Below are 25,386 nucleotides of genomic sequence, written 5' to 3'. Positions count from 1 at the left end.
TTCTTGAATCGAAAGCATGCCGCCGCGTCAACCGCTCAATTCGATATCCTTCAGCCAGCGACTTGATATTGCCGCACCGGATGGCGAACCATCGCGTCAATGTCGATGCCGTCGAGAATCCAGTGGAGCTGCTCGGTCGAAAGCGTCACCACCGCAGTCTCCCGGCGTGGCCATCGGAACCTGTCTTCCGTCAAGCGCTTCAGGACCATCACAAAACCGGACCGATCGAAGAACAACAACTTCATCCGGTCGCGGCGGCGATTGCAAAACGCAAAGATCGCAGGCGCGAACGGGTCAAGCTCCATCACCTCCTGCACCAGGACCGCAAGGCTGTTGATGCCGGCGCGAAAGTCGATCGGTTCGCGATGCAGATAGACGTTGAGATCAGCGCCCAGTCTGAACATGGCCGAGAGCTCCGATGATTGCCGTCAATGCATCCACATCACCGCATTCCAGCGTCAGCTTCACGCCATTCGGCAAAGCCGCGCTCACCTTGGCTGGGAGTGGCGACGACCTCGACAGCCGCTCCTCACCAGGCAAAGCAGGCCAGCCCACCGAACTGCTCTGCATCGGCAAACTGTGCTGCGCAGCGCTGACTTGAACCGGAATGAACGCCGACAGCGCAGGTGGCGGCAAAGCAACGGCGTCCTTGGCCGTCTTTATCCATTTCCGAAGAAGGTTGGCATTGATCCCATGTTCAAGCGCAAGCCGCGATACCGACACGCCGGGCTCCAGGCAGGCAGCAACCAGCCGCTCTTTCGACGCCGGATCGTATCGACGGCGGCCGTTGCGCAAAATCCGCCTCACCGCCAGTTTCTGTTCATCGCTCTCAATCACGTGGTGTCCACCTCCGTTAAGTGGACACTTCATGCCAAAACACGCTCAATGCAAAAAGGTGCGGCGAAATTCGCGCTTACTCTAAAACAGAAACTCGTCGAGTTGCAGGTCACCCACGAATACCGTGAAAAGCTGAAGGCCGAGCGGGAGGAACGCGCCGAGATGGCCCGCGCTGCGCGAGAGGAACAGAAGCTGCTTCGGGACATGGAAAGAGCGGAAGAGGAGGAGAATCGCTATCTGCGCCTTCTCGACAAAGCCAAATCCGATGCGAATGAGGCCGCCGCCGACCAAATTGGAGCATACGACGAAAAGATCCGGATGCTGGAAAAAGACCTAGCTGATGCCCACGCGAAGTTTGAGCGTGCGCAGGCGATGGCCGAGAAGACGCGGTCGGGATATGTCTACATTATCTCGAATATAGGTTCTTTCGGCGAAGAGGTCGTAAAGATTGGTCTGACCAGGCGCCTGGATCCAGCCGATCGCGTCCGCGAACTTGGTGACGCCGGCGTCCCGTTTGTCTTTGATACTCATGCAATCATCTACAGCGACGACGCTCCCGCCCTTGAGAGAGCGCTTCACAACGAATTCCAGAAGACCCGCATCAACGCTCAAAACTTTCGCAAAGAATTCTTCAGAGTGTCGATTGACGAGGTCGAGCGGGCGGTAGCGAGGCTCGCGCCTGGTGCACCATTCTTTAAAGACGTTGAGGCTCAGGAATACCGCGAAACCCTCGCTCGTCGAAACGCCATGTTGGCAGCTGTAGAGCCAATTGAATTGGTTGCATTTCCGGCAAGCATTTAGAACACCGACTCCACGCGAATGTGTCCTCCTGGCACCTCGTCCACCTGCCAACCCGCTGCGATGGCGCGATCGACCAGAGCAGTTTGAGCGCATCCCGGCAGACTGCTCAAAGAGAGCTTGGATGTCGGCGAGAAACGTTCGCTGCCAAGCTGTCATGTTTTGTCGAAGCAAGGCCACTTGGATGTCTTTTTGCAGGTTTCCTGCCGGGTCCATTAGAATTGTCACGTGGCATGCGCAGCGATCTTCAAGCTCTTCGTCCTGACTTCGCTGCCGAGAGCGAGGCTGTCGCCTGCTCGACGGATTTAATGAACGCGCTGTAAACTTCGTGTGTCAACCATTCGTGCCGAGTGCTCTGCAGGCGGTTGAAACGCTTCATCTGCGAATGAAGTCGTTCGAACCTGTCCGCCTCCATCAAAGTGAGAGGACGCGCACGGCGACCATCAACGTGTCGTCGAGCAACAGCACCGATGGAGCGAGCATCAAAGTTTTCGGCACCTACCCTGCTCTTCAGCTGCTCCGTCAACGTGTACCAGCGATCCCGAATATCATCATACATCTGATCAACGGAAAGAGTGGGGAGGGTTGCTTCGACATTTTCGACAGAACCGTCGGATTCGACCGACTGTGCCAACGACCGGCTCCCCTCGGTAATAGCCAAGTCTTGGGTCGTGATGTTGATGTCCTGTGTCGTACGCCTCAGACTTTCCAATTGCTCGGCAATTGAGTGCAGTTGTATCTGCAACTCGTCCACCCAACCCGTGGAATTTCTCAGGGCTTCCTGCGTCTTGTGAAAATCGGTTGCGATTATTTTGAAATCATGCACGGCTGACGTGATTCCAAAAAGCTTGACCGCCACTTCGCCCAAGGTAGTTTTTAACACGCCAAACGGTCCGAGAATGACGATGGCTGTCAACGCGACAGACGGCCATGCTATTCGGGCAACGAAGTCGAGAATTTCATGCGGCATGGTATCGTGCGTTCCCATTTAACTGTTGTCATTCGAGATAGATTGCCCAGTTCAATACGGCCATTTATCGATTCGCGCTATGCGAGCCTACATCACATGCTTGGCGGGCGTTTTTGCGATTTTGGGTGCCCCGATAATTCCCGGCCATGTGGACCAGTTGGGCGCGGAAATCTGGATTGGCGGCGAAGTAACGACATGCATTGAGGGTACCGTCACTCTCTGAAATTCGGATCGATATCTAAAGAGCTGGAGCGGGGGCGCCCATCAGGATGAAAAAACCACGAGGGCGGCAAGCGTCGAAATGCAGTAACCCGACGCAATATAAAGCAGCCAACACTGAAAAAAGCTGTGCGCAATGCTCATTGTAGGTCTCAGAATGGGTATATCTGGTAATCGGTAATATATTATCTCCTTAAGTGCTTGATCTTGGGAGACGTTTATCCATGCGCGGCTATCGTTCTGGCTCTAATACCAATCGGCATTGCTGCTGACTCTTGAGGGTTCACAAAACGCGATGAATCTGAATCCATGGTGCAAACGGGAGGTTTGCCATGGGATCAGCACTTCGGCTTCGGACGGATTATGTTGGCGATGACTTGCGCAAGGCGGCGCGGCTGTCGAAAGATGCCGCTCAGACGCGGCGGCTTCTGGCTCTCGCGCAGATTTATGATGGAGCGACGCGCGGCGAGGCCGCGAGAGTTGGTGGCGTGACTGTGCAGATCGTGCGGGACTGGGTCGAGCGCTTTAACACGCAAGGCCCTGAGGGTCTTTTAAACGTGAAGGCTCCGGGCAAGCGTCCGAAACTCAACGACGATCAGCGCCAGGAGCTTCGTCGTCTTGTGGAGAAGGGGCCGATCCCGGCGATTCACGGCGTTGTGCGCTGGCGGTTGAAGGACCTGGCACGCTTGATATTCGAGGACTATCGGATATCGCTGGACGAAAGCACGTGGGACGTGAGTTGAAGGCCATGGGCTTTGCCAAGCTGTCTGCCCGTCCTCGCCACTATGCCCAGAACGAATTGGCGGTGGAGGATTTTAAAAAACGTATGGCCCGCCCGTCTGCAAGAAGATTTTACGGTGTTCTGATCAGTCTGCGTCAACGTATACGGTCTCATGGGTCGCCCCCATGGCCAAGATGGACATCCGCGCGTCTAGAGCCCCATAAGTTTCTCGGCATCATGTGCCATTTTTTAAACCGGGCTTTCCAAACGCCGATCGACTGTCAGGCCATCTTCACGATCCTTCCTGCAAACCTCATTGGGCTACGTGCGATAGCATGTTCCGACCCAATTATGCCGTCGCTACCAGGTAACCGCGTTCGAAGCGTGTCTCTTTGCGTAAAGCGGCCCAAGCGATACGCGCCAGCTTGTTGGCCAACGCCACCACCACTGCGTTCCGATGCACGCCTCTCTCGATCATTGCTGTCAGCCATCGCCCCAAAGGAGTGTCGCTTTTTGAAAGCGATGGCAATGCCGCACGCGCGCCATGGATGAGCAAAGTGCGCAGATAGGTGTTGCCACGCTTGGATATCCCAAGCAGCCGTGCCTTGCCGCCCGTGCTGTATTGTCTCGGAACCAACCCAAGCCAGGAGCCAAGGTCTCGGGCCTTGGCAAAGCTGCTTGCATTACCCACGGCCGCGACCAAAGCCGTCGCGTTGAGCACCCCAATGCCAGGGATCGAGGTCAACCTGCGTGTGGCGGCATCGTTGCGCGCCAGTTGGACAAACTCATCGTTCAGCGCCCCAATCTTCGCGTCGAGCTCTTTCCATTCGGCACGCAGCCCGTCAATCAGCTGACGCATGCGGGGCGACAAGGTCTCATTGCCCTCGGAACGCATGCGATCCAAATCAAGCTCGAACTTTCGCCTGCCAGCAGGAAAGATCACCCCGCGTTCCAGCAAGATCGCTCGCAATTGGTTGAGAAGGTTCGTTCGTTCGGCTACGAGGCGCGAACGCACCCGATGCAACGTCTGGATATCTAACTGCTCCTGGCTCTTGAGTTCAACGAAACGCATTGTCGGCCGTGAAGCGGCCTCCGCGATCCCCTCCGCATCGCGGTCATCGTTCTTCTGCGCTTTGATATATGGGCGAACGTATTCGGGCGACATCAACCGGATCTGGTGGCCTTGCGCCATAAACAGGCGTCCCAGATGATGCGCGCCGCAACATGCTTCCATTGCGACCACACAGGCCGGAAGCTTCGTCACATAGTCGATCAGCGTCTGCCGGCGCATTGTACGACGAACGACCACGGCACCGGCCGCATCGACGCCAACTATGCTGCAAGAGTTCTTGCCCAGATCAACACCGAGGATAGCAATAGACATTCGCTCGTTCCTTTCTCTTTCCCGATATCAGCATCCTACTCGATGCTGGGTGAAAGGGCGGGCCATTCCATAAGTTTCCCGGAAGAGATCAGCGCGATCAGCAAGACCCTCGCTCCAGGCACAGAAATAGAGCTGTGGTGGCAAGATGAAGCCCGCATCGGGCAAAAGAACAAGATGACGCGGCGATGGGCGCAACGGGGAACGCGTCCATCGGCCCCCCACGATCAGCGAACGCTATGGACCTACATATTCGGGGCGATCTGCCCGAAGAAGGGTAAGGGTGCAGGCATTGTCATGCCCTGGTGCGACACAGAGGCAATGAACGCGCACCTTCAGGAAATCAGCCGCGAGGTCGATAACGGTGCGCACGCGGTTCTGATCCTCGATCAGGCGGGTTGGCATTCATCGGCCAAGCTGATCGTGCCGGAAAACATCACCCTGCTCTTCCTGCCGCCGCGATCCCCAGAACTGAATCCTGTTGAAAATGTCTGGCAATTCCTGCGCGACAACTGGCTGTCGAACCGCGTCTTCACATCCTACGACGACATCGTCAATCATTGCTGCGCCGCTTGGAACAAGCTGGTCGACCAGCCCTGGAAGATCATGTCAATCGGAATGCGCGACTGGGCACATCGGTTCTGACCAATGCCGATTGGTATAATGACTACCTTTTCAACAAAGGTGACTGGTTCGCAACGCAAGAGGCGTGGAGGCAAAAGCTGATTGCTACTGTCGAGGCCAAGAATGGCGACGAGCTTCTCAATACGTCTACCACCGATCTGGCTCGTTACCTTGTGAGCGAATTCGCGTTCGAGGTTCCCACGATTTACCCAGATGATTTGGTGGTCGACCAACGGGAAGCTCAAATCGATATCAGTCAGGATCAAAACAGGTGGATAGATGACCGTTCGCGCCCGCATTACATTACTGGAACGGCAGTTGACGTCGAGCTGCCTTTCACCGGCGATAAAGTCGGATTTGATATCCAGCCCACGACCAGCAATTTCAACAATCCCCGGGCGCATGTGGACGATGGCGTTATCTCGTTTTCCATCGCGGGAACCGATCTTACGGCAGAGCGCGTGAGGCAGCAGATCGATGGAATGGTTGCATCGATCAATCTGCATTTGAGCTGGTTGACAAATGACGCGCAGGCCTACAACGCGAGCCTAGGGGACTTAGCGATGAGAACAATTGACCATCGCAAGGAAAAACTTCTCCGAGGCAAATCGCTTCTTGCTGGGTTGGGTTTTAAAATGAAGGAGCGCCCCGGCGCGAGCCAAACGTTCGCAGTTCCTTCCGTCCGTCGTACCATTCATCCTTCTGTCCCAAGGCCCGTTGCTTCTCGCGATCCGTACAAGCCAGAGCCTATTCTCACCCCAGAAGACTATGAGCATGTTCTATTGGTGATGGAGAATATGGTCGGCGTCATGGAGCAAAGCCCCGGGGCGTTCCGGGAAATCGATGGAGAGAGCTTGCGGACCCATTTTCTAGTCCAGCTCAATGGGCATTTTGCCGGCGATGCGACGGCCGAAACTTTCAACTATGAAGGAAAGTCCGACATTCTGATCAAAGTCGATAGGAAAAATATCTTTATTGGCGAATGCAAATTCTGGACCGGCGAAAAGGGCTATCTGGAAACCCTTGATCAGGTGCTTTCTTATCTTAGCTGGCGAGATACAAAAGCAGCGGTCCTTATCTTTAATCGGAATAAGGATTTCAGCGCCGTCCTTGCGAAGATCGGAGAGGTTACTCCAGCGCACCCCAAATTCAAGAAGCTGGTCCAGAAACGTTCTGAGAGCAGTTGGACCTACTTGTTCGGGCACAAGGATGATGCCAACCGTGAGCTTACGATCACCGTGCAAGGGTATAATGTTCCGGAGCTGATAAAGCCACGCATTTTAATATTACCGGGTTGAAAATGACTGCGTGCCGGGATCAATGGAGGGCCGTCGATGTCTGAGGCGAAGAAAGAGCAACTACGGGCTCAAATCGCGTATTTTAACGGTGTAGCGATCTCGATCTTGGCAGTCGGTGGCTTCTCAACCTTTATTTCTCTGTCGATTGAAAGGGTTCAGCCCAATTGGATTCCCTACGCAATGGCCGTCAGCAGCCTAATAGTTTCCGTTTTAGTGCATAAAGTCGCGGCGCTATCGGCACGGCAGCTTGGCCACTTGATGGACGAAGAGAAGCGGCTTAGTGCTCCTCTTTTTGAAGCCAGCAGCTTGCCCAAAGTTGAGATCAGCGAGACTCGGCCAGTTCACTCTGACCGGTAGCAATCTTCTGGCGCGATCTACACTTAACCAGAATGCTGCCTGGTCGTCAGCGTTTCAATAAGCCTGCAGAAGAACGCAGCGCATCAGCGCGCGATCGCTACAACGCGTGGCTCGACAAAATCGATGGCGAAACATTAACCAAGGCGAAGAAGGAAATTTTGCGCGCTCGCGCCCGAATGACGAGAGCGATGTTCGACATCGAGCTCGCGGAAGCTTTTAGAGCCGAGAGCGGCATCCCAGCACACCATATCGACACCTTGTTGCATGAAGAATGCGGGCTCGACCACAAGCACATTTCGGTCGCTCAACCGGGCACCGTCTCTTTTGCAATAATCATTTTGGCTTTTCCGCACTAAACGAACTAAATGCATTTTCGAACATGATTAATCGGCAGACGAGCCTGGCCAGGCAGGTTTGGCAGTCTTCTTAAACGGGTCCAGGATTGTGACGCCCGCCCTTGAAAATCAGCGGTGTTTCGGGTGACGACGACAAGGTCATTTACCTGCGCCGTCGCGGCCAAACCGATAACGTCGGAATCTTGTCCGATTGTCCCGGCATTTGCCCCCACCGGCGGGCGACAGCCTCGTCGGTGTTCCGCTTTCTCTCGATGCTTTTCGGAACCTCTCGAACCGAGATCACGCTGATCGCGAGATCAGTATCGTCAACCGTATCGAGGCCGCCACATTTTCGTGCGGCTCGGGTCGACCGATTTCCTTTAAGACATTTGTATGGAGCAGATATTTCAAGCTCAGTCATCCAACGCGCTAAGATCGGCTGCGCGCATGGCGGCTTTTGCCGTTTGCTTCGGATACGGCCGCCCCGCCTTCGGATGCGCCTCCGCATAGACTCCCGCGGAAACGACCTGTTGCTCCTTCAAGGAGGGATAGTCGCGAAGGACATCTTTGACAGTCGCGCCGGCGTCGAGGAGAGCGGCAATCCGATGCGCCTCGATTTGCGTTCCCCGGATTAGCGGTTCCTTGCCGGATAGGTCGATTTGAGCAGTGAGCTTGTCGAGTTCCTTCAGCTTACGCTCGACGAAGACCAGGTGCTGACCAATGTCGTAGCGCTGTTTACCGAACACGACCTCTTTCGCGTGACCGCGTTTGAGAGAGCTTCGCAACGCCTCGTAGAATTCGGACTGGCTCTTGGGTGTCAGCGCCTGTTTGAGTTCGTCATAGGCATGGAGAAATACCAGCTCGGCTTGACCGAACTGCCTAATATTCCGACCGCCTCGCTTCACGAGTTGCGGCTTGATCGGCGCGCGCTCGACAACCTTTTTGAAAGTGTCTAGAGGCGCATCAACCACAAAAGCCGCTTGTGCCGTTGTCAGATGTTCCATCCTATTGCCCTTTCTAATCCACCCCCAAACATAGGGGTGAATTAGAGAGAGTGCAAGGCCCGGACCGACGTGAGCCAAAGACTACGATTGACGCCGCACTTCGTCCACCAGGCTCAGCGTGCCAAGGCGATCAAGAAGCTGCTTTGCTTTCTTTTCCCCCAGTAGTTTAGGCGCCGATGTCGGCCAATGCTCCAGCGCACGCCTGACTGTCGCAACGACCTCGCGTGTGATCAGCTTCGCGTCCAGGCGAAGAAAACTTGCGACCCTCTCAAAGCGATGCAGGTTCACGCTTTCGAAGCTGTGGGTTTTGACGAACCTCAGCGCCATAGTGTCGGACGGCATGTAAAGAACGGTCGGGACAATATCGTAGGCCGGCGACAGCCGGATTTCGCCAGGTGCCGGGAAACGGAAAGACCAGTTCTTGAGATGGTTGTCGCCATTGCCTAAAAGCACGTCTGCAACTACCCTGCGGATGGCTTCCAATATGTCATCGCGATGGTCGGTGCTGAAGCGGCGCACCATGTTGATGATGGTCTCGGTCGTCGCCATCGTATATTTTCGATCGCCGATCGCTCCTAGAATTTGGGCTGCGTCTTCGATGTGAATGCGACGATCATCGTCGGCACGGTCGAAGCGATCGACGACGAGAACGCGCTCACCATGAGCCAACAGTTCCGCAGGGATGCCGCTGATCGCGGTGCTGGAGACAAGCCGGCAGTTTGCTGTCCGCACGCCGATCGTCCTTGCCATCTGCATGGCCGCATGTTCAGCTTCCGGCAGCCCTGGGTATCGCTCGCTTGCCACCTTGATGATGCAGCGGCCGGTGTTACCGCGACCGGGAACCGTCAATCTGTCGCCCTCGACGTTGGCCGTGAACTTGAGCTGCACACCGGCGAGCGAGAATTTGACCGTGCCATCGGGCAGCGGGACATCCACACCATCTTTCTTTTCAATGGTGATCGGGCCGGCTGACGCTGGAACCGCTGTTTCGGGGACGACGAGGATTGCGCCGGGGAGATCGCCGCCGAGGCGGGTCAGGACGTCGAACTCATCGTGATCGCCCGGCCCCATCTCGTTCAACACGAGGTCCCTGAGGGCGCCCTCTGGAAGCAATCCTGAAAACCATGGTGGCAATGTGCCGTGAAGCCCAATTTTGTCCCCACGCCGCGCCAGACGATTGCGTGTGCCCTCGTCATCGTCAGGATCGAACCAGCCCAGGCTCAAAATTGGCCGCCTTGGATCCCGCAGGAACGTTTCCGCAACGACAAACGCGACCGCGCCGTCACTATCGCGCGTCAGGGTCCCTACCCTCACCTTCCCGATGTTCTGATCCAGAAGATGGACGCCAAGGATCGCCGAAGATTTCGCCATCACGGTTCCCCATTGTCGTCTTCATCGAGATCGACGAAAAGTTCCTCAAATGCGCTGGCCGCCGTACCTTTATTCTGGTGTTCTCTAGCATCGCCAATCAACTGCCTCACTTCCCCCATCCGGGACTTCGGCAGCAGGACCGGCACAAGGTCGAGGGCATCGCAGATTTCGGCAAACAGCGTCAGTCGATCCCTACCCCGTCGATCGGTTGCAAGGTCCCTTTCGAGTTCCGATATTCGTGCCCGGTCCCGGCCGAGCCTTGTCGCAAGTGCAGGCTGGCTGAGACCGCGTCGTTTGCGGGCGGCCAGCAGTTGCTCGCCAAGAGTATTGAAAATCGTAGTGCTCATGCGGAATATCGCTCGCCTGCTGGCCGGTGTCCGGAATTTCGTATGACTCTAAGATAAAGCAAAATGCGGAATTCCGCTAGAGGACGTCATAAGGAGCGAAATAGCGCACCAATATAACGATTGCCCAGCGGCGATTTCGATCTTGGCTCGTCCTCATCAACCCAATGCCTCAAGTCCAACCGGCGACCGCCGATCCGTCCCAGGCCTTGATATCGCCCCCAACAAGTTATATATTCCGACCCATCGGAAGAATTAATACCGATGGCTCAACCATGCCAGCAGTTGCCGAGATGCTGAAGGCGAGCGAGGCTGCCGTTGTCTCGCGCGTGAGCCTGCGCGACGTCAATCGCGTTATCGACGAGCACATCTTGCCGGAAGCGTTCATATCGCTCGACAACGGTCGTCATGTCCTCGCCGGAGCCTGCTCGCTTATCACGTTTTACTTCGAAAGCGCCCGCCGCCTTACCTCGGAAGAACGCCTGTCTACTATCCGGACGGCGGAGGCCCGGCTTGCGAGAGCCCGCACCCTCCCGTGGTCCGCCCTGTTGCTTGAAGATTGGACCGTGCACCACGAGTTTCTGACGATCGATCTCATGCCCTTTATGAGGGGCGCGAGCGAGCGGCTGGACGACCTTGCCGCAGCACGGGAGGTCGTCACATCGTCGGCCGACATCCTTGGTGGGACGCCTGTCATTCGAGGCACCCGCGTTCCTGTCCATGATGTTGCCGCGTCCGTATCCGCGGGCAATTCCACGGAGCGCATTCTCGAAACCTGGCCTGGCCTGGACAGAGAGAAGATCAGGCTCGCGACAATCTATGCGGAAGCTAATCCCTTGCGCGGGCGGCCCCGCGTGCTGGGCGAGCTTCCCGAAGGTTCGGTCATCCTCACAGATCGTCGCGTCCCCCGTCGCACGAAGGCGGGATGAAGTTTCTGATTGATGAGTGCCTCAGTCCTCAACTGGCTAAGATGGCGCTGGAAAAAGGTTATGGCGAAACGAGCCATGTCGTCTGGATGAAAACTGGGTGGCCTGAAAGACTGGGAGCTCACACCGATCATTCTTTAGGGCGACTGGACGTTCGTCACGAAGAACTCGGTCGACTTCCGCGGGCCGAAAGACAAGCCCGGGACGAAGGGGCAATATGCAGACGTTGCCATCCATGCCGGGCTGTCTACCTAAACCGCCCGCCCGGTATGGACCTCGATATGCAGATCGAGCTGTTCGAACAGGCTATGGCCGAACTCGACGACGATGACGATCTCGCCAATCGTGTGTTGGAAATTTCCCTCGGCGATGAGGACGAATTGCGCGTGCTCCGGTACGCACTTCCGAAGGGATAATCGTTCAGGAAGGAAAAACGGCATACAAGCTCAATAATAAGCCAGCAACGTGCTAGAACTGGTCGGACTGCCTGATACACTCCCGCTCAACGCAGGGTTCCTGCGCCAAGAACTCCAATAACGCCGAAATTCGTATCCGAGTTGCGGATAATCTGTGGCGTCACGGTGTCAATGCGAAGCTCAGAGCCATCAAGAATGCAGATCGAAGACGTCACCGCGCGCGGGCCAACCACCCTTGATCCGCTACGCAGTATAGCATTCCGTTCGATCTGGAGTTCCACGCAAGTCGCCAACCTGGGATGGCTGGTGCAAACCGTCACGATCAGTTGGCTCATGGCGACGATCTCCGCTTCGGATCTGATGGTCGCGCTTGTGCAGGCTTCAACGACGCTTCCGGCATTCATACTCTCCATTCCCGCCGGAGCAATCGCCGACACCTATAGCCGTCGATCGGTCATGATCACCGGGCTCTCATTGATTGCGCTCGCTTCCATCGTACTGGCGATTGCTGCCGCCTTCGGCTTCGTTAGTCCCTGGCTGATTCTAGGTCTGGGATTTGTCGCAGGCTGCGGCTTTGCGCTGAATGACCCCGCTTGGCATGCCTCGGTGGGCGATATCCTCGACAAGCGAGATATTCCGGCTGCGGTGACGCTTATGTCGGTCGGATACAACATGACGCGCAGCGTTGGACCGGCTTTGGGCGGAGCCATTCTCGCGTTCCTCGGTCCGTTGGCGGCCTTTCTCTTTGCCGCCTGCAGCAACTTAGCGCCTCTCGGCGCGGTGTTGCGCAACAAGTGGCACGTCCGCAAGTCTCCGCTGCCTGCAGAGCGAATTTCAACAGCAATCCATGACGGAATGCGGTTCACGGCGCTTTCTTCCGACATCCGGGCGGCGATCATACGTGCCACCCTTTTCGGCCTTGCCGCCATTGCCATACTTGCTCTTCTGCCGCTTGTCGCCCTCGATCGTTTGGCCGGCGGACCAATCATCTACGGCATACTGTTTGCCGGTTTCGGAACAGGCGCTTGCATCGCCGGACTGAACAACCGGCTCTTAAGGAGATTGATTCCTCAGGAATGGCTGATGGCGATCGCTTCCATCGCTTGCGCGTTTTGTTGCATCTCACTTGCCCTCACCTCCTCAGTACCTTTGGCGACACTTGCGCTTGTCATCGGAGGCGCCGGCTGGGTCATCACCTGGACCGGGTTCGACGTCTGGGTGCAATTGGCAAGTCCGCGCTGGGTCGTCGGCCGTACGCTCTCCATCTATTACGCATTCCTCTCCGGCGGCATGGCAGCCGGCAGTTGGATCTGGGGCACCGTCGCCCAGACCTATTCGCTTGCATCTTCTCTCGAACTTGCCGCAGCGGCCCTGTTACTCGTCGCCGCATCAGGGTTCGTCCTGCCGGTGCATCTGGCGGCCGAGGCAGACCAGCAGGGCTCGGTTTATCCGGCGCCAACGGTGGCGCTTGATCTGAAGCCCCGAAGCGGCCCGATTGCAGCGAGGACGGAATATGCCATAGACGACAGCGACCTGGACATCTTCCTCGATCACATGCGCACTCGAAGATACGCCCTGGCCCGGGCAGGCGCACGTGACTGGACGCTCCAGCGAAATCTTCGAAAGCCTTCCCGTTGGACAGAAACATTCCGCACGCCGACCTGGATGGATTTCCTGCGTTTGCATCATCGTCTCTCCCCGTGGGATCAGGAAGTCGTACAGCTTCTCGCCGCTTTGCATATGAGTGACAAGCCTCCGGAAACTGATCTTGTGATTGAGCGCACAACAGACACGCGACGGACCCGGAGCCAACCGGTCGCGCGCGTTTCGCGTCCATGAGGTGATCTTGCGATGAGGCCATTTATCGAGCAGCGGCAACGGTCCCATAATGGCGTCGGCCAGAAACAAAACCTCACGGTTCAGACTGTGGAGACTAGCCGCAAGCCGAACACAGCTCCTGGCCTGGGAGTGGCATCAACCCCTGCCATCCTGGTTCGCTCGGCTGTCGTCGATCCCTGCTCGACGACAGCCGCTTTTCCCTCGGTTTTCGATTCCGGCCTTGCCGCCACGCGCCGATGCCTGGCCCGCGAACTCTTGGACAAAGCGTCGACTGGGCAAGCGACAAATGATGGCAGACCGAAGTACGACTCCTTTCCCTCATCGCCGAATACGCCCGTCAAGCACGGCCGAAGTGACCCGCCCGAAAGAGACTGAATGACATGCCTTCAAAAGAAGAGACAGCATCCATAGGGCTATTGGCGCCACTGAAGAATTCGACGTTCCGTTCGATTTTCTTCGCGTCGCAGCTTTCCAGCCTGGGCTGGCTGATGCAGACGGTAGCGCTCAGCTGGCTCATGGCCACGGTTTCGACGTCCGATGTCATGGTTGCCCTCGTTCAGGCCTCATCCACGCTGCCAGCCTTTTTTCTTGCGATCTTCGTTGGCGCGATTGCCGACAACTACAGTCGGCGCATGGTCATGATCGTCGGTCGAAGCCTGATGATGGCGGCCTCGGCGATGCTGACGATCCTCATGGCCTTCGGCATCACCGATCCATGGATGATCCTGGCGTTCAGTTTCCTTGACGGCTGCGGTATCGCATTGAGCGATCCTGCTTGGCGCGCTTCGCTTGGCGATATGCTGGAGCGCCGCCATCTGCCGTCGGCCGTGACACTTCTTAATGTCGGCTTCAACACGGTCCGTAGCGTCGGTCCCGCCCTCGGCGGCATCATCGTTGCTGTATTCGGGCCGCTCGTCACATTCGCGCTCACCACCTTCGGCTTCGTCGCGCCCCTCACCGCCCTGTGGCGAAACAAGTGGACCGTGAAAGCGTCGCCCCTCCCCCGGGAAGCGCTCATGACGGCCATCTATGATGGCCTGCGCTTCACCGCGATATCCTCCGAAATCAAGGCGACCATTGTCCGCGGGACGCTCTTTGGGCTGACCGGAACCTCAATGCTGGCGCTCCTGCCGCTCGTCGCGAGAGACCTTTTGAAGGGCGGCCCGATCGACTACGGTATTCTCATGGGGGGCTTTGGCGCCGGCGCGCTGGTCGCGGGGCTCGTGAACCCGCCACTCAGGCGCGCGGTCACGCAGGAGCTGCTGATCGTTCTGGCATGCGTCGCGTGTGCGGCATGTGCCATCTCACTTGCTCTGACGTCCTCCCTTATCATCGCAACAGTCTGCCTTGCCTTCGGGGGCGCAGGCTGGGTGACGGGATGGTCGGGGTTCGGCGTCAATGTGCAGTTGGCAAGCCCACGTTGGGTCGTGGGTCGCACGATTTCCATCTACAGCGCCTTCACCTATGGGGGGATTGCCGGGGGCAGTTGGCTCTGGGGAATTATCGCGGAAAATCATTCCCTCTCCCTGTCCCTGGCATGTTCTGCTGCGTCCTCCTTGGTTGTTGCGGCACTTGGGGTCAAGCTCCCGATCAGCAACCGCCTAGAGTCGGAGCTCGAAGCCTCCGGCGCTTTCGATGCGCCTGTGCCGGCACTTGATCTGAAGCCGCGAAGTGGCCCGATCCTGGTCACGACAGAATACGCTGTGGCGGACGAGAATGCTGACCTTTTTCTTGAAATCATGCGCAGGCGTCGGCTGGTTCAAAGCCGCGTCGGTGCACGCCAGTGGACACTCACGCGCGACGTTCAGCAGCCTTCGCGATGGCTCGAGACCTTCCGGACGCCGACCTGGACGGATTACCATCGCCTTCATCACCGCCTCAACGAAGCGGACAAGCGCCTGGACGACGAGCTCAAGGCGTTGAGCGTGGCGTACGACCTCCCGCGAACAACCATTCTGGTGGAGCGCCCGACGGCTGCGCGCAAGTCCGCGCCCGTGCCATACGTTTCGCAGAAGTAGGGATGTCAGCAGACATCTTCCCAACGGGGTCTATATTGGTGGCTATTTTTCTTTGGAAAGCTTCGAGCGTCACCGGAAAACCGCTCTCCAGTTTCATATTCCTGATTACGCCACAGCTTGTCGTTATGCACTATTCGCAATTGACCCTCGCCGATCGGCGGCGCCTGCATCATTTAGTCGAGCGCAAGGTGCCGATCAACGAGATAGCACGTAAGCTCGGCCGTCACCGATCGACCATCAATCGTGAGATCAGGCGCAATACGCTCCATGACCGCAAACTTCCCGAATATAGTGGCTACGTCTCGACGGTTGCCGACGATATCGCCAAGAAACGCCGGCGACGCTTGAGAAAGCTGCGACGTCATCGGCGACCACAGGTCGGGTCGCTCTCATCTTTTCCCTCCCATGAGAACACCGCCCCCACCGCTGCAGTAGTCAGCTCGCAAAATCTGATTTGAGGAGCGATATGATGTCGACTTCGATTTTGACTGCTTTGACAGTGTGCGCGGGCCTAAGCACGTTGGTGCTGATGGTGGCGCAGCTTCTTCATTGACGCACGAAGCTTTCAGCGTCCGCTTGGTGACCAACCATTAGTCTGAACTTTACGGCGAGGCGGAATTCTGGCAAACTTCTGCCATCGTGGTCAGGACATGACGTCCTTTAGACCAAAGTTATCGGAGCTCCTTTCCATCCGATATCTCTCACTTCTCTGGCCCTGCGGATTCCCCCTCAGGGCTTTCCTTTGTGCTGAGCCGTGCCGGGTGCCGAAATGATGGACGAAACCAGAGAATACCTGATGGATCAGCGCAGCACGCTACTGTTCCAGATCGAGCGGGCGAAGCATCATCTTGCCGGCCTTGAGGCTGATGCGATCAAGATCATCAACAGCAAGGCCTCCCTGCCTGCTGCCGATATCGCCATCATTACCGAGGACTTGGCGGAGCACCTGAGAAGCGAGATCGAGGCGCTGTGCTGGGCGATCGACCATATTGACCACGAGCTGGAATATCTCGACGGCGATGATGAGTTTGAGCCGTTCACCGGGCGTGAAGCTCGTTCGCGCGGTACAATCGACAGACCTGGTAATGCGTTGTTTCTTCGGACTTCATGACAACGGTGTTTCGCACAGCAACGCCCAAGCGGGCACCCAAAAGCAAAAAGCCCCTATCCGATTAGGGATAGGGGCACAGTTTCCATGAAGTGCTCTGTTTCAATCGTCGGAGGCACACTTCCGACCGCTGAATTAGAACGTGATAATGGCGTGGATCATATACGCCCTTCGGCCTGCGGGCGCGGCCTGTTCGGGAATCAGCATTTTATGAGCGGCGTTGCTACTTGCAGCGCCGTTATTGTTTTGAAAGATGGTGGGACGGGTGCCGAGGCGGGCGCCCGGGCAAAACCTTTGAGTGTAGATTCCGATGATTTACCGGACGGCGTTCCGATCAAAAACCGGACACGATTCCGAGAATTAACCGGACGCGATTCCGATTTGATACCGGACGTTTTTCAACGTAAGCAGTGCCCCTGGGTCAGCAACCTTGGCATGCATTTCCTTTTGAACTTGAGGAGATGGCATGTCGAAGAGACGAAGGCTGACCATGAGACAACTACGACATTTACTTCGACTGCGATCAGATGGCGTGAGCGTTCGCGATATTGCCGATCTGCTCGGGATTGCCCGCAGCACGGTGCAGGACGGGATCGGGCGAGCTGCGACGGCAGGGCTATCCTGGCCTTTGCCTGCCGATCTGACGGACGACGTCCTGGAATGTAAACTTTTCGCCCGGCAAGGCACCAAACAAGGGGTACGGCGACTACCAGAGCCGGATTGGAGTGTCATTGCGGTCGAGCTGAAGAAGCCCGGCGTGACCCTGACGATCCTGTGGGAGGAATATCGAGCCGTCTATCCTGATGGCTACGGCTTCAGTCGGTTCTGCGACCTGTTCCGCGGCTTTGAGCGGCGTCTGACGCCAACGATGCGGCAGGTCCACATTGCTGGCGACAAGGTGTTCGTCGATTATTCCGGCAAGAAGCTGCCGATCGTCGATCGCAAGACCGGCGAGATCCGCGAGGCGGAGATCTTTGTCGGCGTGCTCGGTGCATCGAGTTATGCCTTTGCAGAAGCCACCTGGACTCAGACCCTGCCGGACTGGATCGGCTCGCACGTGCGCATGTTCGCCTATTTCGGCGGCGTGCCGCGCCTTATCGTCTACGATTACGTGCCCGGGCACGTAATCGGGGTTTTGTGTCCCGAACGGTTATGCGCCCCGGCGGGCGTAAGTTTCTGTGATCAAACGACCAGATTGTCTGTGGCGGCACATCTCTGGCGAACAACGAGCGCACCCTCCTATTCCCCTTAATTCAGAATGGAGGTTGTCATGTTGGAACACTTTTTCGTCAAACCACAAACTATCGATCGGATTATGGATTGCTGGCTAGGGCCGCAGATCGAGCAGTATGTGAAGGCTTTGTGCGAACGTGCCTATACGCCTCGAAGCATCTATCGCCGCGTTCCCGTGCTGGTGAAGTTTGCGGCATTCACTGCCGGCCAGAATGTCGAACGTATAGAACAAGCGGAAGGGCTCTTCGAGCCGTTCATCGCTGATTGGTTGTCAAATCGTCATTCCGGTCGATCGGCTGATGCACGTCGACGCGACCGCAACTTTGTCACTGGCATCATGCGGCATTTCTTCAGCCTGGTCGTATGGAAGGCAGGCGATGACCGCACCAGACCTTCGCTGCCCGATCCATTTGCAATCCAGATTCCAGGGTTCTTCGATTATCTCCGAGATGAGCGAGGGTTGCGGCAAAGCTCCATCGCGCATTACCGGCATTACCTTCGCGTCTTCGAGCGACATCTCGGCGATATAGGATGCGATCCGAAGTCGCTTACATTACCGGTGGTGACGACCTTCATCACGACACAGGCCTCGCATTTCGGCCGCACCGTGATGATCAGTCTTGCCAGCATCCTGCGGGTCTTCCTGCGATACCTGCATCGGGAACACGTCCTTCAGCGCGACATCAGCAAGCTGGTCGAGATACCTCAACGTTATCGGCTGGCCGATATCCCTCGATCGATTAGTTGGAGTTCGGTCCAGGATATGCTCGATCAGGTGGACCGGCGCACCGTGGTTGGCCGGCGCGACTACGCCATGCTGCTGCTGATGGCCGTTTATGGGCTGCGCTCCCGTGAAGTAGCGCTGCTGACGCTCGACGATGTCGACTGGAAGCGCGATCGGCTGCATGTGCACGGGCGCAAGGCCGAGCACAGCACCACCTATCCGCTGGCCCCCGTCGTTGGTGAGGCGATCGTGGATTACCTCAGGAACGGGCGGCCTGACGTTCAAAGCCGATTGCTTTTCTGGCGGCATTTGGCCCCACAATCGCCACTTACACACTCTGCGGTGTCGGCCACTGCCAGCAAGTATCTTCATCGCGCGGGGATTCCGGTTAGCCGTCCAGGATCACACACTCTCCGTCATGCCTGCGTCCAGCGCCTGGTAGACACGGGGTTTTCGCTCAAGACCATCGGCGATTATGTCGGGCATCGCGCTGCCTCCTCGACCATGATTTACGCGAAGGTCCAGGTCGATGGCTTGCGGGAAGTAGCTCTGGGTGATGGGGAGGATCTGCAATGAGCCCGCGTCTTCCCGAGCCTTCAAGCCCGATCGCACCCTACATCGTCGCTTTCCTTCGCCACAAGCGCGCGCTCAACCGGCGCTATGACGTCGAAGACAAGGTGCTGCGGATGTTCGACGGCTACCTCAACGCTCAAGCGGTGACGAACCTGACCGAGATCACCCCGGCGCTCCTCGATGCATTCTTCCTGAGCCGTCCGCGCTCGCGGCCTCGAAGCTTCAACCATCTGATCGGCGTCGTCGGCCGGCTGTTCGAGTGGATGGTCGAGCATGACTTTATTGATCGTTCTCCTGTCACGATGAAGCCGCGCCGCCGAGGTAATCCGAGACCGCCCTGCATCCTGGATCTGCGGACCGCTCAACAGCTCATCGATCGCGCCGCCGAGCTCCCGGATCAGAACAACGCCCCGCTTCGCGGGCCTGCCTATGCCATCATCTTCAGCCTGTTGTTCGGGCTTGGTCTGCGCGTCGGCGAGGTTGCGCGCCTGCGCTGGCGGGATGTCGATCGGGATCGTGACGTGCTCACCATTCGCGAGACGAAGTTTTCCAAGTCAAGGCTCATTCCCATGGGGCCGCAGCTGGCACAGCGCCTTTATGCGTTCATGACGCTGCGATCACAGCACGTAGTTTCGGTTACCCCCGACACGCCGCTGTTTTCTTTCCTGCGGGGTCGAGCGGTGAACCCCGGCACGATCAGTATCATTTTCCGTTCGCTGGCCGATCAATTGGACATACCAATCCCAGCGGGAGGAACGCCGGCTCACGTGCATGATCTGCGACACAGCTTTGCGGTCGGGCGACTTCTGCGGTGGTATCGCGACGGACATAATCCCACCGACAAGCTCGTTAAGCTGTCGACCTTCATGGGCCACGTGGACCCCGCTTCCACCGCCGTCTATCTCACCGTTACAGCCGATCTCCTTGAAGCCGCCGGCCAGCGCTTCGAACGCTTTGCAGCACCGCTTTCGTATGGAGGACGGCCATGAGAACCGTCGGCAGCCTCGTCTATCAGTTCTTCGAACACCATCTCAAAGCCGAGAAGGGTCTGGCGTCCACCTCGATCCGGAGCTACCGCGACGGGATCCGGTTGTTTCTCCTATTCTTGGCCCGGGAGAACCGAACCCCGATCAGCAAGCTCAGGCTGAGAACCTCAGCGCCGACAATGTGCGGGCATTTCTCGCCCATCTTGAATCCGAGCGCGGCAACGGCATCCGAGCACGGAACCACCGGCTAGCAATGCTGCACACCTTCTTCGCCAATGCCGGGGGCCAGGAACCTATAGTGCTGCCGGAGGCCGAACGCGTCGCCGCCATCCCAAGGAAGCGTGCGCAGCCAGCAGCCACCTATTATCTCGAGCGCGACGAGGTCGAACGGCTCTTCGACAAACTGCCGCGCAGCGGAAAGCTGGCCATCCGCGACAAGGCGCTGCTCATGTTCCTGTACAATACGGGCGCCCGCGCAACGGAAGTCACCGGACTGATCGTCGATCAGTTGGTTTTGACCTCCTCACCGCGGGTGAACCTGCACGGCAAGGGCGACAAGTGGCGGACCTGTCCACTATGGCCCGAGACTGCCCGCCTGCTTGGCGAGATGCTGCGTAACCGACGCCACCCAGCCGCTACAGAAAGTCCGGTATTCCTCAGCAACGTCGGGAAGCCGCTGACGCGGTTCGGCCTATATAAGCTTGTCCGGCGTCATGGTTCGAATATTCGCATTGGCAATGGACAGAGGTCCATATCTCCACATGTTTGGAGACACACGACGGCCGTTCATCTCCTCGAGTCCGGCGTCGACGTGAACGTCATAAGAGGCTGGCTTGGCCACGTCAGCCTCGATACAACCAACCGATATGCCGAGATTAGCATCAGGATGAAGCAGGAGGCGCTTGAGGCTTGCCAGGGACTTGCTAGTTCTTCGGTGGGACCTCCCCGAAAGCCAGTCTGGCAGAGCGAGCCAAAGCTTCTCGAATGGCTCGCCGACCTCTGATCGTTATGTGCCCCGTGTCGGCGAGAGCGCTTGGATCACCAGGCTGCGGGGCACATAACCGTTCGGGACACAAAATCCGGATAATTTGAAGTCCGGCGTCAACAAGGCGAGCTTCTACGATCCGGAGATCAACCACAGCTTCGGCAGGATGGCTGCCCATTACGGCGTCGGCGTGCTTCCGGCGCGACCGAAGCGGCCGAAAGACAAGCCAAAAGTCGAGGCCGGCGTACGTTTCGCCCAGAGCTGCATCCTCGGCCGGCTACGCAATCAGACCTTCTTTTCACTGGAGGAAGCTAACGCCGCCATCCGGGATGCCGTCGAGCGGATCAACACGCACGTCATGAAGCGGTTGGGCCAAACCCGCCAGGAGATGTTCAAGACCATGGAACGCCCGGCACTCGCGGCTCTTCCGGCAGAGGACTACGAATACGCCGAGTGGAAGCTGGCGCGGGTCTCGACCGACTACCATGTCGAGTTCGAGCACTATTTCTACTCCGTGCCCCATACCCTGATCCGACAGCAGGTGGATATCAGGGCCACGGGCCGCACGATCGAGGTCTTCTTCAAGGGCAAGAGGATCGCAGTCCACCAGCGTCGTTACGGCGGATCACGCTACGGAACCGATCCTGACCATATGCCCAGCTCGCACCGGCGCTATGCCGAATGGTCGCCTGCAAGGTTCCAGCGCTGGGGCGCTTCCATTGGGCCTCAGACCGAGGGGCTGATCATCGCTATCCTGGCCAGCCGTCCTCATCCGGAACAAGGCTTTCGAACCTGCCTCGGCGTGCTGAAGCTCTATCGGGCAATTCCTACGATGCAGGCCGAGGCGGTGTCCGCCCGTGCCGTCGAGATCGGCGGACTGACCTGCAAAAGCATCACCGCGCTCATCAGCACCTACAAGGCACCACGACATTCCGCCGAACCTGCCGCCGTCGGCGAGCATGCCAATCTTCGCGGCAAAGCCTACTTTCATTAACGAGACAATCAAGAATGCTGACCAATCCCACTGTAGATACGCTGCGCCAACTCGGCCTTTCCGGCATGGCTTCCGCCTTCCAGGAACTGGAAATGCAACCGGAAGCGAGAAGCCTCCAGCACGGCGAATGGCTCGCGATCCTGCTCGAACGGGAACAGACCTCGCGTCGCCAGAAGCGCTTCGAAGCCAGAGCCCGTGCCGCCAGGCTGCGCCATGACGCCCAAATCGAGAATACCGATTTCCGAGCAGCGCGTGGTCTCGATCGCAACCTCTTCCTCAAGCTTTCCACCTGCGACTGGATCAGACAGCGGCACTCCCTGCTATTGATCGGTCCTGCCGGCGTCGGCAAAAGTTGGCTGGCCTGCGCTCTCGGTCAAAAGGCGTGCCGGGAGGATCTTGCCGTCGCCTATCACCGCGTGCCACGGCTCTTTGCCGCGCTCGCCCTGGCACGAGGCGACGGTCGCTACGCAAAGATGCTCAAGAGCCTGGGCAAAGCCGATCTCCTCATCCTGGACGATTGGGGGCCGGAGAAGCTCACCGACGAGCAACGACGCGATCTCCTGGAGATTGTCGAGGATCGATACGAGAAGCGCTCGACCATTGTTACCAGCCAAATCCCCGTGGACCACTGGTACGATATGATTGGAAATCCCACGATCGCCGACGCCGTGCTGGATCGCCTTGTCCACAACGCCTACCGCATCGAACTTTCCGGTGAGAGCCTGCGCAAACATCGAAACCTGTCAGCCGAGAATGCAACTCAGGCTTGACCTGCCCGATATTCGCCGACAATGATCAACTCAGACCCAGAGACGCTGTACATCGTCCGGCTTCGCCTCGGAATCGCGTCCGGTAAAACGCTGGAATAAGCGTCCGGTTAAAGATCGGAATTCCTGTCCGGTTTCATTGGAATACACACCTTTGAGCGAATTGTCGGCATCGACATTCGCCTTTTTTTGATATCGTTGACAGCAACGGGTGGGATATCTATGGCCTTGATCAGCCACCTAAGGGCCAAATTCCAAATAACCGACGCTTAACATGAAGAAATTTACGAATCGGCTCTCTTGCTGTTGGAACAAGGCCGGGGTGGCAATGAAGAACCGCCAATTACCAAAAATTCATTCAATAGCCGATTGCTGATAGAGGTTTGTTGACTTATATGTCAATATTGGAGGAATTGCAAAACCACGTTTCAACAGGCCGACTGTCGTTCGTAAGACCGATGCTTCCTGGGCGTGGAGTGGAAAGAAACATTTTTGTATCAACGGAAGTCGGTGAGTTTCTAAATGGTGGAGCGTCTGTTCATGCTCGATTTGATAGAGTTGCGGGTGAAGCGAGAGCTCAAATAGATGCTTTCACCACCGGAAGGGCAATTCGATTTGCCATGGACCCGATGCGAAAAGACCCCGCAACTCTTGTGGCGAGAAATGCTCCTACAAGTAAGGGAATCGTGGATATGCGAATACGACAACCGCGCCCGCAAATCCGTATCTTCGGCGCATTCGCCCAAGTCGATAGTCTCATCCTGCTTACATGGGAAGCTAGGGACAATCTTCGTTTTGGCGCAGCAGTAAAACGATGCCGAGCCCAATGGGATCTCCTGTTTCCTCAAAATTCGCCTTTGATTGGGGCCACACATGCTGAATACATCTCACGAAACATCATTATTGGCTGAGCCATCTAGCGACGATCGTATCAGCGATCGCACACTTGGTTATGTCACTCAAACCGCGCGAGACGATGTTTTTGACATGGTTGCGAACGCTTGTGTCGAAGCCGGTATAACACGCGCAAACATTGCCCGCCGGCTCGGTAAAGATCCTGCTCAAGTATCTCGTCTTCTGAATACGCCCGGGAACTGGACGATAGACACGATAGCAGAACTACTTTTTGCTATCGATGGTAGCTTCCTGCGAGCTGAACGGCACTGGCCCCAGAGAGAAGCACTATCCAATCGGAGGCATTCCACATGCGTCACGGAAAGCTCCGGTTCATTTGGCAAAGCAGAATGGAATTCTAGGGCCCCAACCCAAAATGTCGCCAAGACGGCCGCTGGTCTAGGGGGCGTACATTGGCAGAAATAAGGGCTCGCGTCGTATTTTGCGACGACATACGTCAAGAGTTCAACGGCAAACTCATCCTGATTGGGGTCTATTCTGGCGAAATCAGGCTTCAAGCCCCTTTCATTCAACCCATGGCCACATGGATTCAAATTTTCGGTCTGCCTGCTGGCGATCATAAAACAAGCGTAACAGTCACCTATGAAGACGGCAAAAACTCTGTCATTTTGGGAAAGATAGATGTGCAGTTTCAGATTTCTGACGCAGCACTACCAGCCCACGCGTTTCCAACTGGTCTGCTGGTTAATTTTGATCGGCCAGGTGACATCGTTGTCAACATCTCTATCGACGATCAACCAACATTCATCGCCGATCGCTTAAGAGTATCGATTTCAGAGAATTCATGACTCCTCCCATATTTCCTACAACTCCCTTCGCGGAAGCGACCTCGACAATCCGAAGGCATCCAGAGACCCGCTCGGCGGATTTTTTTGCCTCCTCAGCGCTGATTGCCGCTCTGCCGATCCTGCCGCTGCAGAATCTCGCGAACGACCTTCACATCCCATTCAGCTCATTGACGGATGACGTCAGATCCTTGATCGAGGCGAGTACGGACCCGACCGATTGTTCGCTTGCTGACATCCGAAAGCCGAGCGTCTTGATATCGCCTTCGGCGGTCGACTGTCGCGTTTCGATCGCCTGCAGGCGCTGATCGACGCGGGCTGAATTCGCTTCGGTCTGAACGATAAAGTCCTTCCGCCAACCCTGCAGGTCCTCGATATCGCGGCTTTTGTTCGCCGTGACCCAGACACCCATGCCGACCGAAGAGGCGATCGAGAGAATTCCAACGAGGGTATTGATATTCGCCCCCATCCTCTTCGCGCGTTCCGGCATCTGCATCTCTTCATCTCCGGTTTCGTCAGCCACCATCTTTCACGTCTTTCAATGCGGTATGGAGAGGAGGCCGGCACCGATGGCGATTGCAAGGGTGCCGGCCGTGATGAAGAATAGCGGTAAGCGCTCATTTCGTTGCGCCTTTTCGCGTTGAATTCTCTGCCGCATGAAGTGTCCACTTAAAATAGGTGGACACCAAATATGAGTGACGAAGAGCAGAAACTGCGAGTGCGGTTGGTGGGACGTGATGGGCGACGCCGCTATGATCCGGGATCAAAGGAGCGGCTTGTTGCGGCCTGCCTTGAGCCTGGTGTGTCGATATCCGGCCTTGCGCTTACGCATGGGATCAATGCCAACCTACTGCGCAA

General features: G+C 57.0%; 27 protein-coding genes and 2 pseudogenes. 21 read left to right on the top strand and 8 right to left on the bottom strand.

Translation table 11 applies throughout. The features are described 5' to 3' along the window. Positions 1-50: 50 nt before the first annotated feature. Together tnpB and tnpA are read right to left on the bottom strand one after the other, a co-directional pair. Complete coding sequence (tnpB, locus tag QD461_RS15180; protein WP_004118312.1) at positions 51-404, bottom strand: IS66 family insertion sequence element accessory protein TnpB; 354 nt, start codon at positions 402-404, stop codon at positions 51-53. Next, the gene (gene tnpA, locus QD461_RS15175; RefSeq protein WP_240535431.1) at positions 385-807 is read right to left on the bottom strand and encodes an IS66-like element accessory protein TnpA; all 423 of its coding nucleotides are present in this window, start codon (positions 805-807) and stop codon (positions 385-387) included. The genes tnpB and tnpA overlap by 20 nt, the downstream gene beginning before the upstream one ends. On the opposite strand from tnpA, the gene QD461_RS15170 reads away from it, so the two are divergent. Continuing rightward, positions 694-1,638: a GIY-YIG nuclease family protein gene (locus QD461_RS15170; protein WP_240535430.1), complete on the top strand. Its 945-nt coding sequence runs from the start codon at positions 694-696 to the stop codon at positions 1,636-1,638. The genes tnpA and QD461_RS15170 overlap by 114 nt on opposite strands. Before the next feature lie 244 nt (positions 1,639-1,882). Here QD461_RS15170 and QD461_RS15165 read toward each other — a convergent pair whose 3' ends face one another. Further along, a complete protein-coding gene (locus tag QD461_RS15165) occupies positions 1,883-2,623 on the bottom strand; it encodes a hypothetical protein (protein WP_004118310.1) in 741 nt (246 codons plus the stop codon). A gap of 533 nt (positions 2,624-3,156) precedes the next feature. Here QD461_RS15165 and QD461_RS15160 point away from each other — a divergent pair. Continuing rightward, a complete protein-coding gene (locus tag QD461_RS15160) occupies positions 3,157-3,567 on the top strand; it encodes a helix-turn-helix domain-containing protein (RefSeq protein ID WP_004118308.1) in 411 nt (136 codons plus the stop codon). Between the two features lie 327 nt (positions 3,568-3,894). Here the strand turns inward: QD461_RS15160 and QD461_RS15155 are convergent, their stop codons facing one another. Further along, positions 3,895-4,917 (bottom strand): IS110 family transposase, encoded by a 1,023-nt coding sequence (locus QD461_RS15155; protein ID WP_376766906.1) that lies wholly within the window; start codon positions 4,915-4,917, stop codon positions 3,895-3,897. Between the two features lie 126 nt (positions 4,918-5,043). On the opposite strand from QD461_RS15155, the pseudogene QD461_RS15150 reads away from it, so the two are divergent. From QD461_RS15150 to QD461_RS15135, 4 genes and pseudogenes are all read left to right on the top strand, one after another. Then, positions 5,044-5,571, top strand: a pseudogene (locus QD461_RS15150) (IS630 family transposase); the annotation flags it as partial. Beyond that, a complete protein-coding gene (locus tag QD461_RS15145) occupies positions 5,487-6,848 on the top strand; it encodes a hypothetical protein (protein ID WP_240535429.1) in 1,362 nt (453 codons plus the stop codon). The pseudogene QD461_RS15150 and the gene QD461_RS15145, both read left to right, overlap by 85 nt. 36 nt (positions 6,849-6,884) lie before the next feature. Next, on the top strand, positions 6,885-7,205 hold the full coding sequence (locus QD461_RS15140; protein WP_004118303.1) for a hypothetical protein: 321 nt from the start codon (positions 6,885-6,887) through the stop codon (positions 7,203-7,205). A 32-nt stretch (positions 7,206-7,237) separates the two neighbouring features. Next, complete coding sequence (locus tag QD461_RS15135) at positions 7,238-7,561, top strand: hypothetical protein (protein ID WP_004118301.1); 324 nt, start codon at positions 7,238-7,240, stop codon at positions 7,559-7,561. Between the two features lie 392 nt (positions 7,562-7,953). Here QD461_RS15135 and QD461_RS15130 read toward each other — a convergent pair whose 3' ends face one another. The 3 genes from QD461_RS15130 to QD461_RS15120 form a co-directional block, all read right to left on the bottom strand. Beyond that, a complete protein-coding gene (locus QD461_RS15130) occupies positions 7,954-8,544 on the bottom strand; it encodes a DUF433 domain-containing protein (RefSeq protein WP_004118299.1) in 591 nt (196 codons plus the stop codon). 81 nt (positions 8,545-8,625) lie between these two features. Further along, complete coding sequence (locus QD461_RS15125) at positions 8,626-9,915, bottom strand: type II toxin-antitoxin system HipA family toxin (protein WP_004118296.1); 1,290 nt, start codon at positions 9,913-9,915, stop codon at positions 8,626-8,628. Beyond that, positions 9,915-10,262 carry a helix-turn-helix domain-containing protein gene (locus QD461_RS15120; protein ID WP_004118293.1) on the bottom strand — a complete coding sequence of 116 codons (348 nt, stop codon included), beginning with the start codon at positions 10,260-10,262 and terminating at the stop codon, positions 9,915-9,917. The genes QD461_RS15125 and QD461_RS15120 overlap by 1 nt, the downstream gene beginning before the upstream one ends. A 272-nt stretch (positions 10,263-10,534) precedes the next feature. On the opposite strand from QD461_RS15120, the gene QD461_RS15115 reads away from it, so the two are divergent. From QD461_RS15115 to QD461_RS15050, 14 genes and pseudogenes are all read left to right on the top strand, one after another. After that, positions 10,535-11,188, top strand: a complete 654-nt coding sequence (locus QD461_RS15115) for a DUF433 domain-containing protein (RefSeq protein ID WP_004118290.1) — start codon at positions 10,535-10,537, stop codon at positions 11,186-11,188. Beyond that, positions 11,185-11,601 carry a hypothetical protein gene (locus QD461_RS15110; protein WP_004118284.1) on the top strand — a complete coding sequence of 139 codons (417 nt, stop codon included), beginning with the start codon at positions 11,185-11,187 and terminating at the stop codon, positions 11,599-11,601. Before QD461_RS15115 ends, QD461_RS15110 begins: the two co-directional genes overlap by 4 nt. A gap of 195 nt (positions 11,602-11,796) precedes the next feature. Further along, a complete protein-coding gene (locus QD461_RS15105) occupies positions 11,797-13,440 on the top strand; it encodes an MFS transporter (protein ID WP_004118282.1) in 1,644 nt (547 codons plus the stop codon). Positions 13,441-13,820: 380 nt separating this feature from the next. Continuing rightward, positions 13,821-15,458 carry an MFS transporter gene (locus QD461_RS15100; protein WP_004118281.1) on the top strand — a complete coding sequence of 546 codons (1,638 nt, stop codon included), beginning with the start codon at positions 13,821-13,823 and terminating at the stop codon, positions 15,456-15,458. 125 nt (positions 15,459-15,583) lie between these two features. Next, positions 15,584-15,823, top strand: a pseudogene (locus QD461_RS15095) (helix-turn-helix domain-containing protein); the annotation flags it as partial. A 404-nt stretch (positions 15,824-16,227) separates the two neighbouring features. After that, entirely contained in the window at positions 16,228-16,569 is a 342-nt protein-coding gene (locus tag QD461_RS15090; protein ID WP_210305352.1) for a hypothetical protein, read from the top strand. A gap of 463 nt (positions 16,570-17,032) precedes the next feature. Beyond that, positions 17,033-17,818, top strand: a complete 786-nt coding sequence (locus tag QD461_RS15085) for a transposase (protein ID WP_183932622.1) — start codon at positions 17,033-17,035, stop codon at positions 17,816-17,818. Between the two features lie 156 nt (positions 17,819-17,974). Further along, on the top strand, positions 17,975-19,099 hold the full coding sequence (locus tag QD461_RS15080; protein WP_414088462.1) for a tyrosine-type recombinase/integrase: 1,125 nt from the start codon (positions 17,975-17,977) through the stop codon (positions 19,097-19,099). Continuing rightward, a complete protein-coding gene (locus tag QD461_RS15075) occupies positions 19,096-20,085 on the top strand; it encodes a tyrosine-type recombinase/integrase (RefSeq protein WP_004118271.1) in 990 nt (329 codons plus the stop codon). The genes QD461_RS15080 and QD461_RS15075 overlap by 4 nt, the downstream gene beginning before the upstream one ends. Then, complete coding sequence (locus QD461_RS15070; RefSeq protein ID WP_240535427.1) at positions 20,082-20,333, top strand: site-specific integrase; 252 nt, start codon at positions 20,082-20,084, stop codon at positions 20,331-20,333. The genes QD461_RS15075 and QD461_RS15070 overlap by 4 nt, the downstream gene beginning before the upstream one ends. Positions 20,334-20,335: 2 nt before the next feature. Then, positions 20,336-21,085 carry a tyrosine-type recombinase/integrase gene (locus QD461_RS15065; protein WP_240535426.1) on the top strand — a complete coding sequence of 250 codons (750 nt, stop codon included), beginning with the start codon at positions 20,336-20,338 and terminating at the stop codon, positions 21,083-21,085. A gap of 85 nt (positions 21,086-21,170) precedes the next feature. Beyond that, positions 21,171-22,061, top strand: coding sequence for a transposase (locus tag QD461_RS15060; RefSeq protein ID WP_200863263.1), 891 nt, complete (start codon positions 21,171-21,173; stop codon positions 22,059-22,061). 14 nt (positions 22,062-22,075) lie between these two features. Then, positions 22,076-22,831 carry an IS21-like element helper ATPase IstB gene (istB, locus tag QD461_RS15055; protein ID WP_015342034.1) on the top strand — a complete coding sequence of 252 codons (756 nt, stop codon included), beginning with the start codon at positions 22,076-22,078 and terminating at the stop codon, positions 22,829-22,831. A 1,304-nt stretch (positions 22,832-24,135) separates the two neighbouring features. Further along, positions 24,136-24,531 (top strand): DUF6941 family protein, encoded by a 396-nt coding sequence (locus QD461_RS15050; RefSeq protein WP_004118260.1) that lies wholly within the window; start codon positions 24,136-24,138, stop codon positions 24,529-24,531. A 148-nt stretch (positions 24,532-24,679) separates the two neighbouring features. Here QD461_RS15050 and QD461_RS15045 read toward each other — a convergent pair whose 3' ends face one another. Then, positions 24,680-25,054, bottom strand: a complete 375-nt coding sequence (locus tag QD461_RS15045) for a hypothetical protein (RefSeq protein WP_004118259.1) — start codon at positions 25,052-25,054, stop codon at positions 24,680-24,682. A gap of 165 nt (positions 25,055-25,219) precedes the next feature. Between QD461_RS15045 and QD461_RS15040 the strand changes: the two genes are divergently transcribed. Continuing rightward, a partial coding sequence (locus QD461_RS15040) for a transposase (protein WP_414088590.1) occupies positions 25,220-25,386 on the top strand: 167 nt, incomplete at its 3' end.

This window comes from Rhizobium sp. BR 314 (genome assembly GCF_047445805.1).
Lineage (GTDB): Bacteria > Pseudomonadota > Alphaproteobacteria > Rhizobiales > Rhizobiaceae > Rhizobium > Rhizobium lusitanum_B.
The sequence above is the reverse complement of the archived record's forward strand: the minus strand, read 5'-3'. Positions and strand labels throughout refer to the sequence as shown.

Coding starts and splice junctions, on each gene's coding strand:
- QD461_RS15125 (WP_004118296.1), bottom strand. CDS start 9,915: ATGGCGAAATCTTCGGCGATCCTTGGCGTCCATCTTCTGGATCAGAAC.
- QD461_RS15045 (WP_004118259.1), bottom strand. CDS start 25,054: ATGGTGGCTGACGAAACCGGAGATGAAGAGATGCAGATGCCGGAACGC.
- QD461_RS15140 (WP_004118303.1), top strand. CDS start 6,885: ATGTCTGAGGCGAAGAAAGAGCAACTACGGGCTCAAATCGCGTATTTT.
- QD461_RS15160 (WP_004118308.1), top strand. CDS start 3,157: ATGGGATCAGCACTTCGGCTTCGGACGGATTATGTTGGCGATGACTTG.
- QD461_RS15085 (WP_183932622.1), top strand. CDS start 17,033: ATGTCGAAGAGACGAAGGCTGACCATGAGACAACTACGACATTTACTT.
- QD461_RS15100 (WP_004118281.1), top strand. CDS start 13,821: ATGCCTTCAAAAGAAGAGACAGCATCCATAGGGCTATTGGCGCCACTG.
- QD461_RS15105 (WP_004118282.1), top strand. CDS start 11,797: ATGCAGATCGAAGACGTCACCGCGCGCGGGCCAACCACCCTTGATCCG.
- istB (WP_015342034.1), top strand. CDS start 22,076: ATGCTGACCAATCCCACTGTAGATACGCTGCGCCAACTCGGCCTTTCC.
- QD461_RS15090 (WP_210305352.1), top strand. CDS start 16,228: ATGATGGACGAAACCAGAGAATACCTGATGGATCAGCGCAGCACGCTA.
- QD461_RS15165 (WP_004118310.1), bottom strand. CDS start 2,623: ATGGGAACGCACGATACCATGCCGCATGAAATTCTCGACTTCGTTGCC.
- QD461_RS15130 (WP_004118299.1), bottom strand. CDS start 8,544: ATGGAACATCTGACAACGGCACAAGCGGCTTTTGTGGTTGATGCGCCT.
- QD461_RS15110 (WP_004118284.1), top strand. CDS start 11,185: ATGAAGTTTCTGATTGATGAGTGCCTCAGTCCTCAACTGGCTAAGATG.
- QD461_RS15115 (WP_004118290.1), top strand. CDS start 10,535: ATGCCAGCAGTTGCCGAGATGCTGAAGGCGAGCGAGGCTGCCGTTGTC.
- QD461_RS15065 (WP_240535426.1), top strand. CDS start 20,336: ATGCTGCACACCTTCTTCGCCAATGCCGGGGGCCAGGAACCTATAGTG.
- QD461_RS15070 (WP_240535427.1), top strand. CDS start 20,082: ATGAGAACCGTCGGCAGCCTCGTCTATCAGTTCTTCGAACACCATCTC.
- QD461_RS15075 (WP_004118271.1), top strand. CDS start 19,096: ATGAGCCCGCGTCTTCCCGAGCCTTCAAGCCCGATCGCACCCTACATC.
- tnpB (WP_004118312.1), bottom strand. CDS start 404: ATGTTCAGACTGGGCGCTGATCTCAACGTCTATCTGCATCGCGAACCG.
- QD461_RS15170 (WP_240535430.1), top strand. CDS start 694: ATGTTCAAGCGCAAGCCGCGATACCGACACGCCGGGCTCCAGGCAGGC.
- QD461_RS15120 (WP_004118293.1), bottom strand. CDS start 10,262: ATGAGCACTACGATTTTCAATACTCTTGGCGAGCAACTGCTGGCCGCC.
- QD461_RS15135 (WP_004118301.1), top strand. CDS start 7,238: ATGCTGCCTGGTCGTCAGCGTTTCAATAAGCCTGCAGAAGAACGCAGC.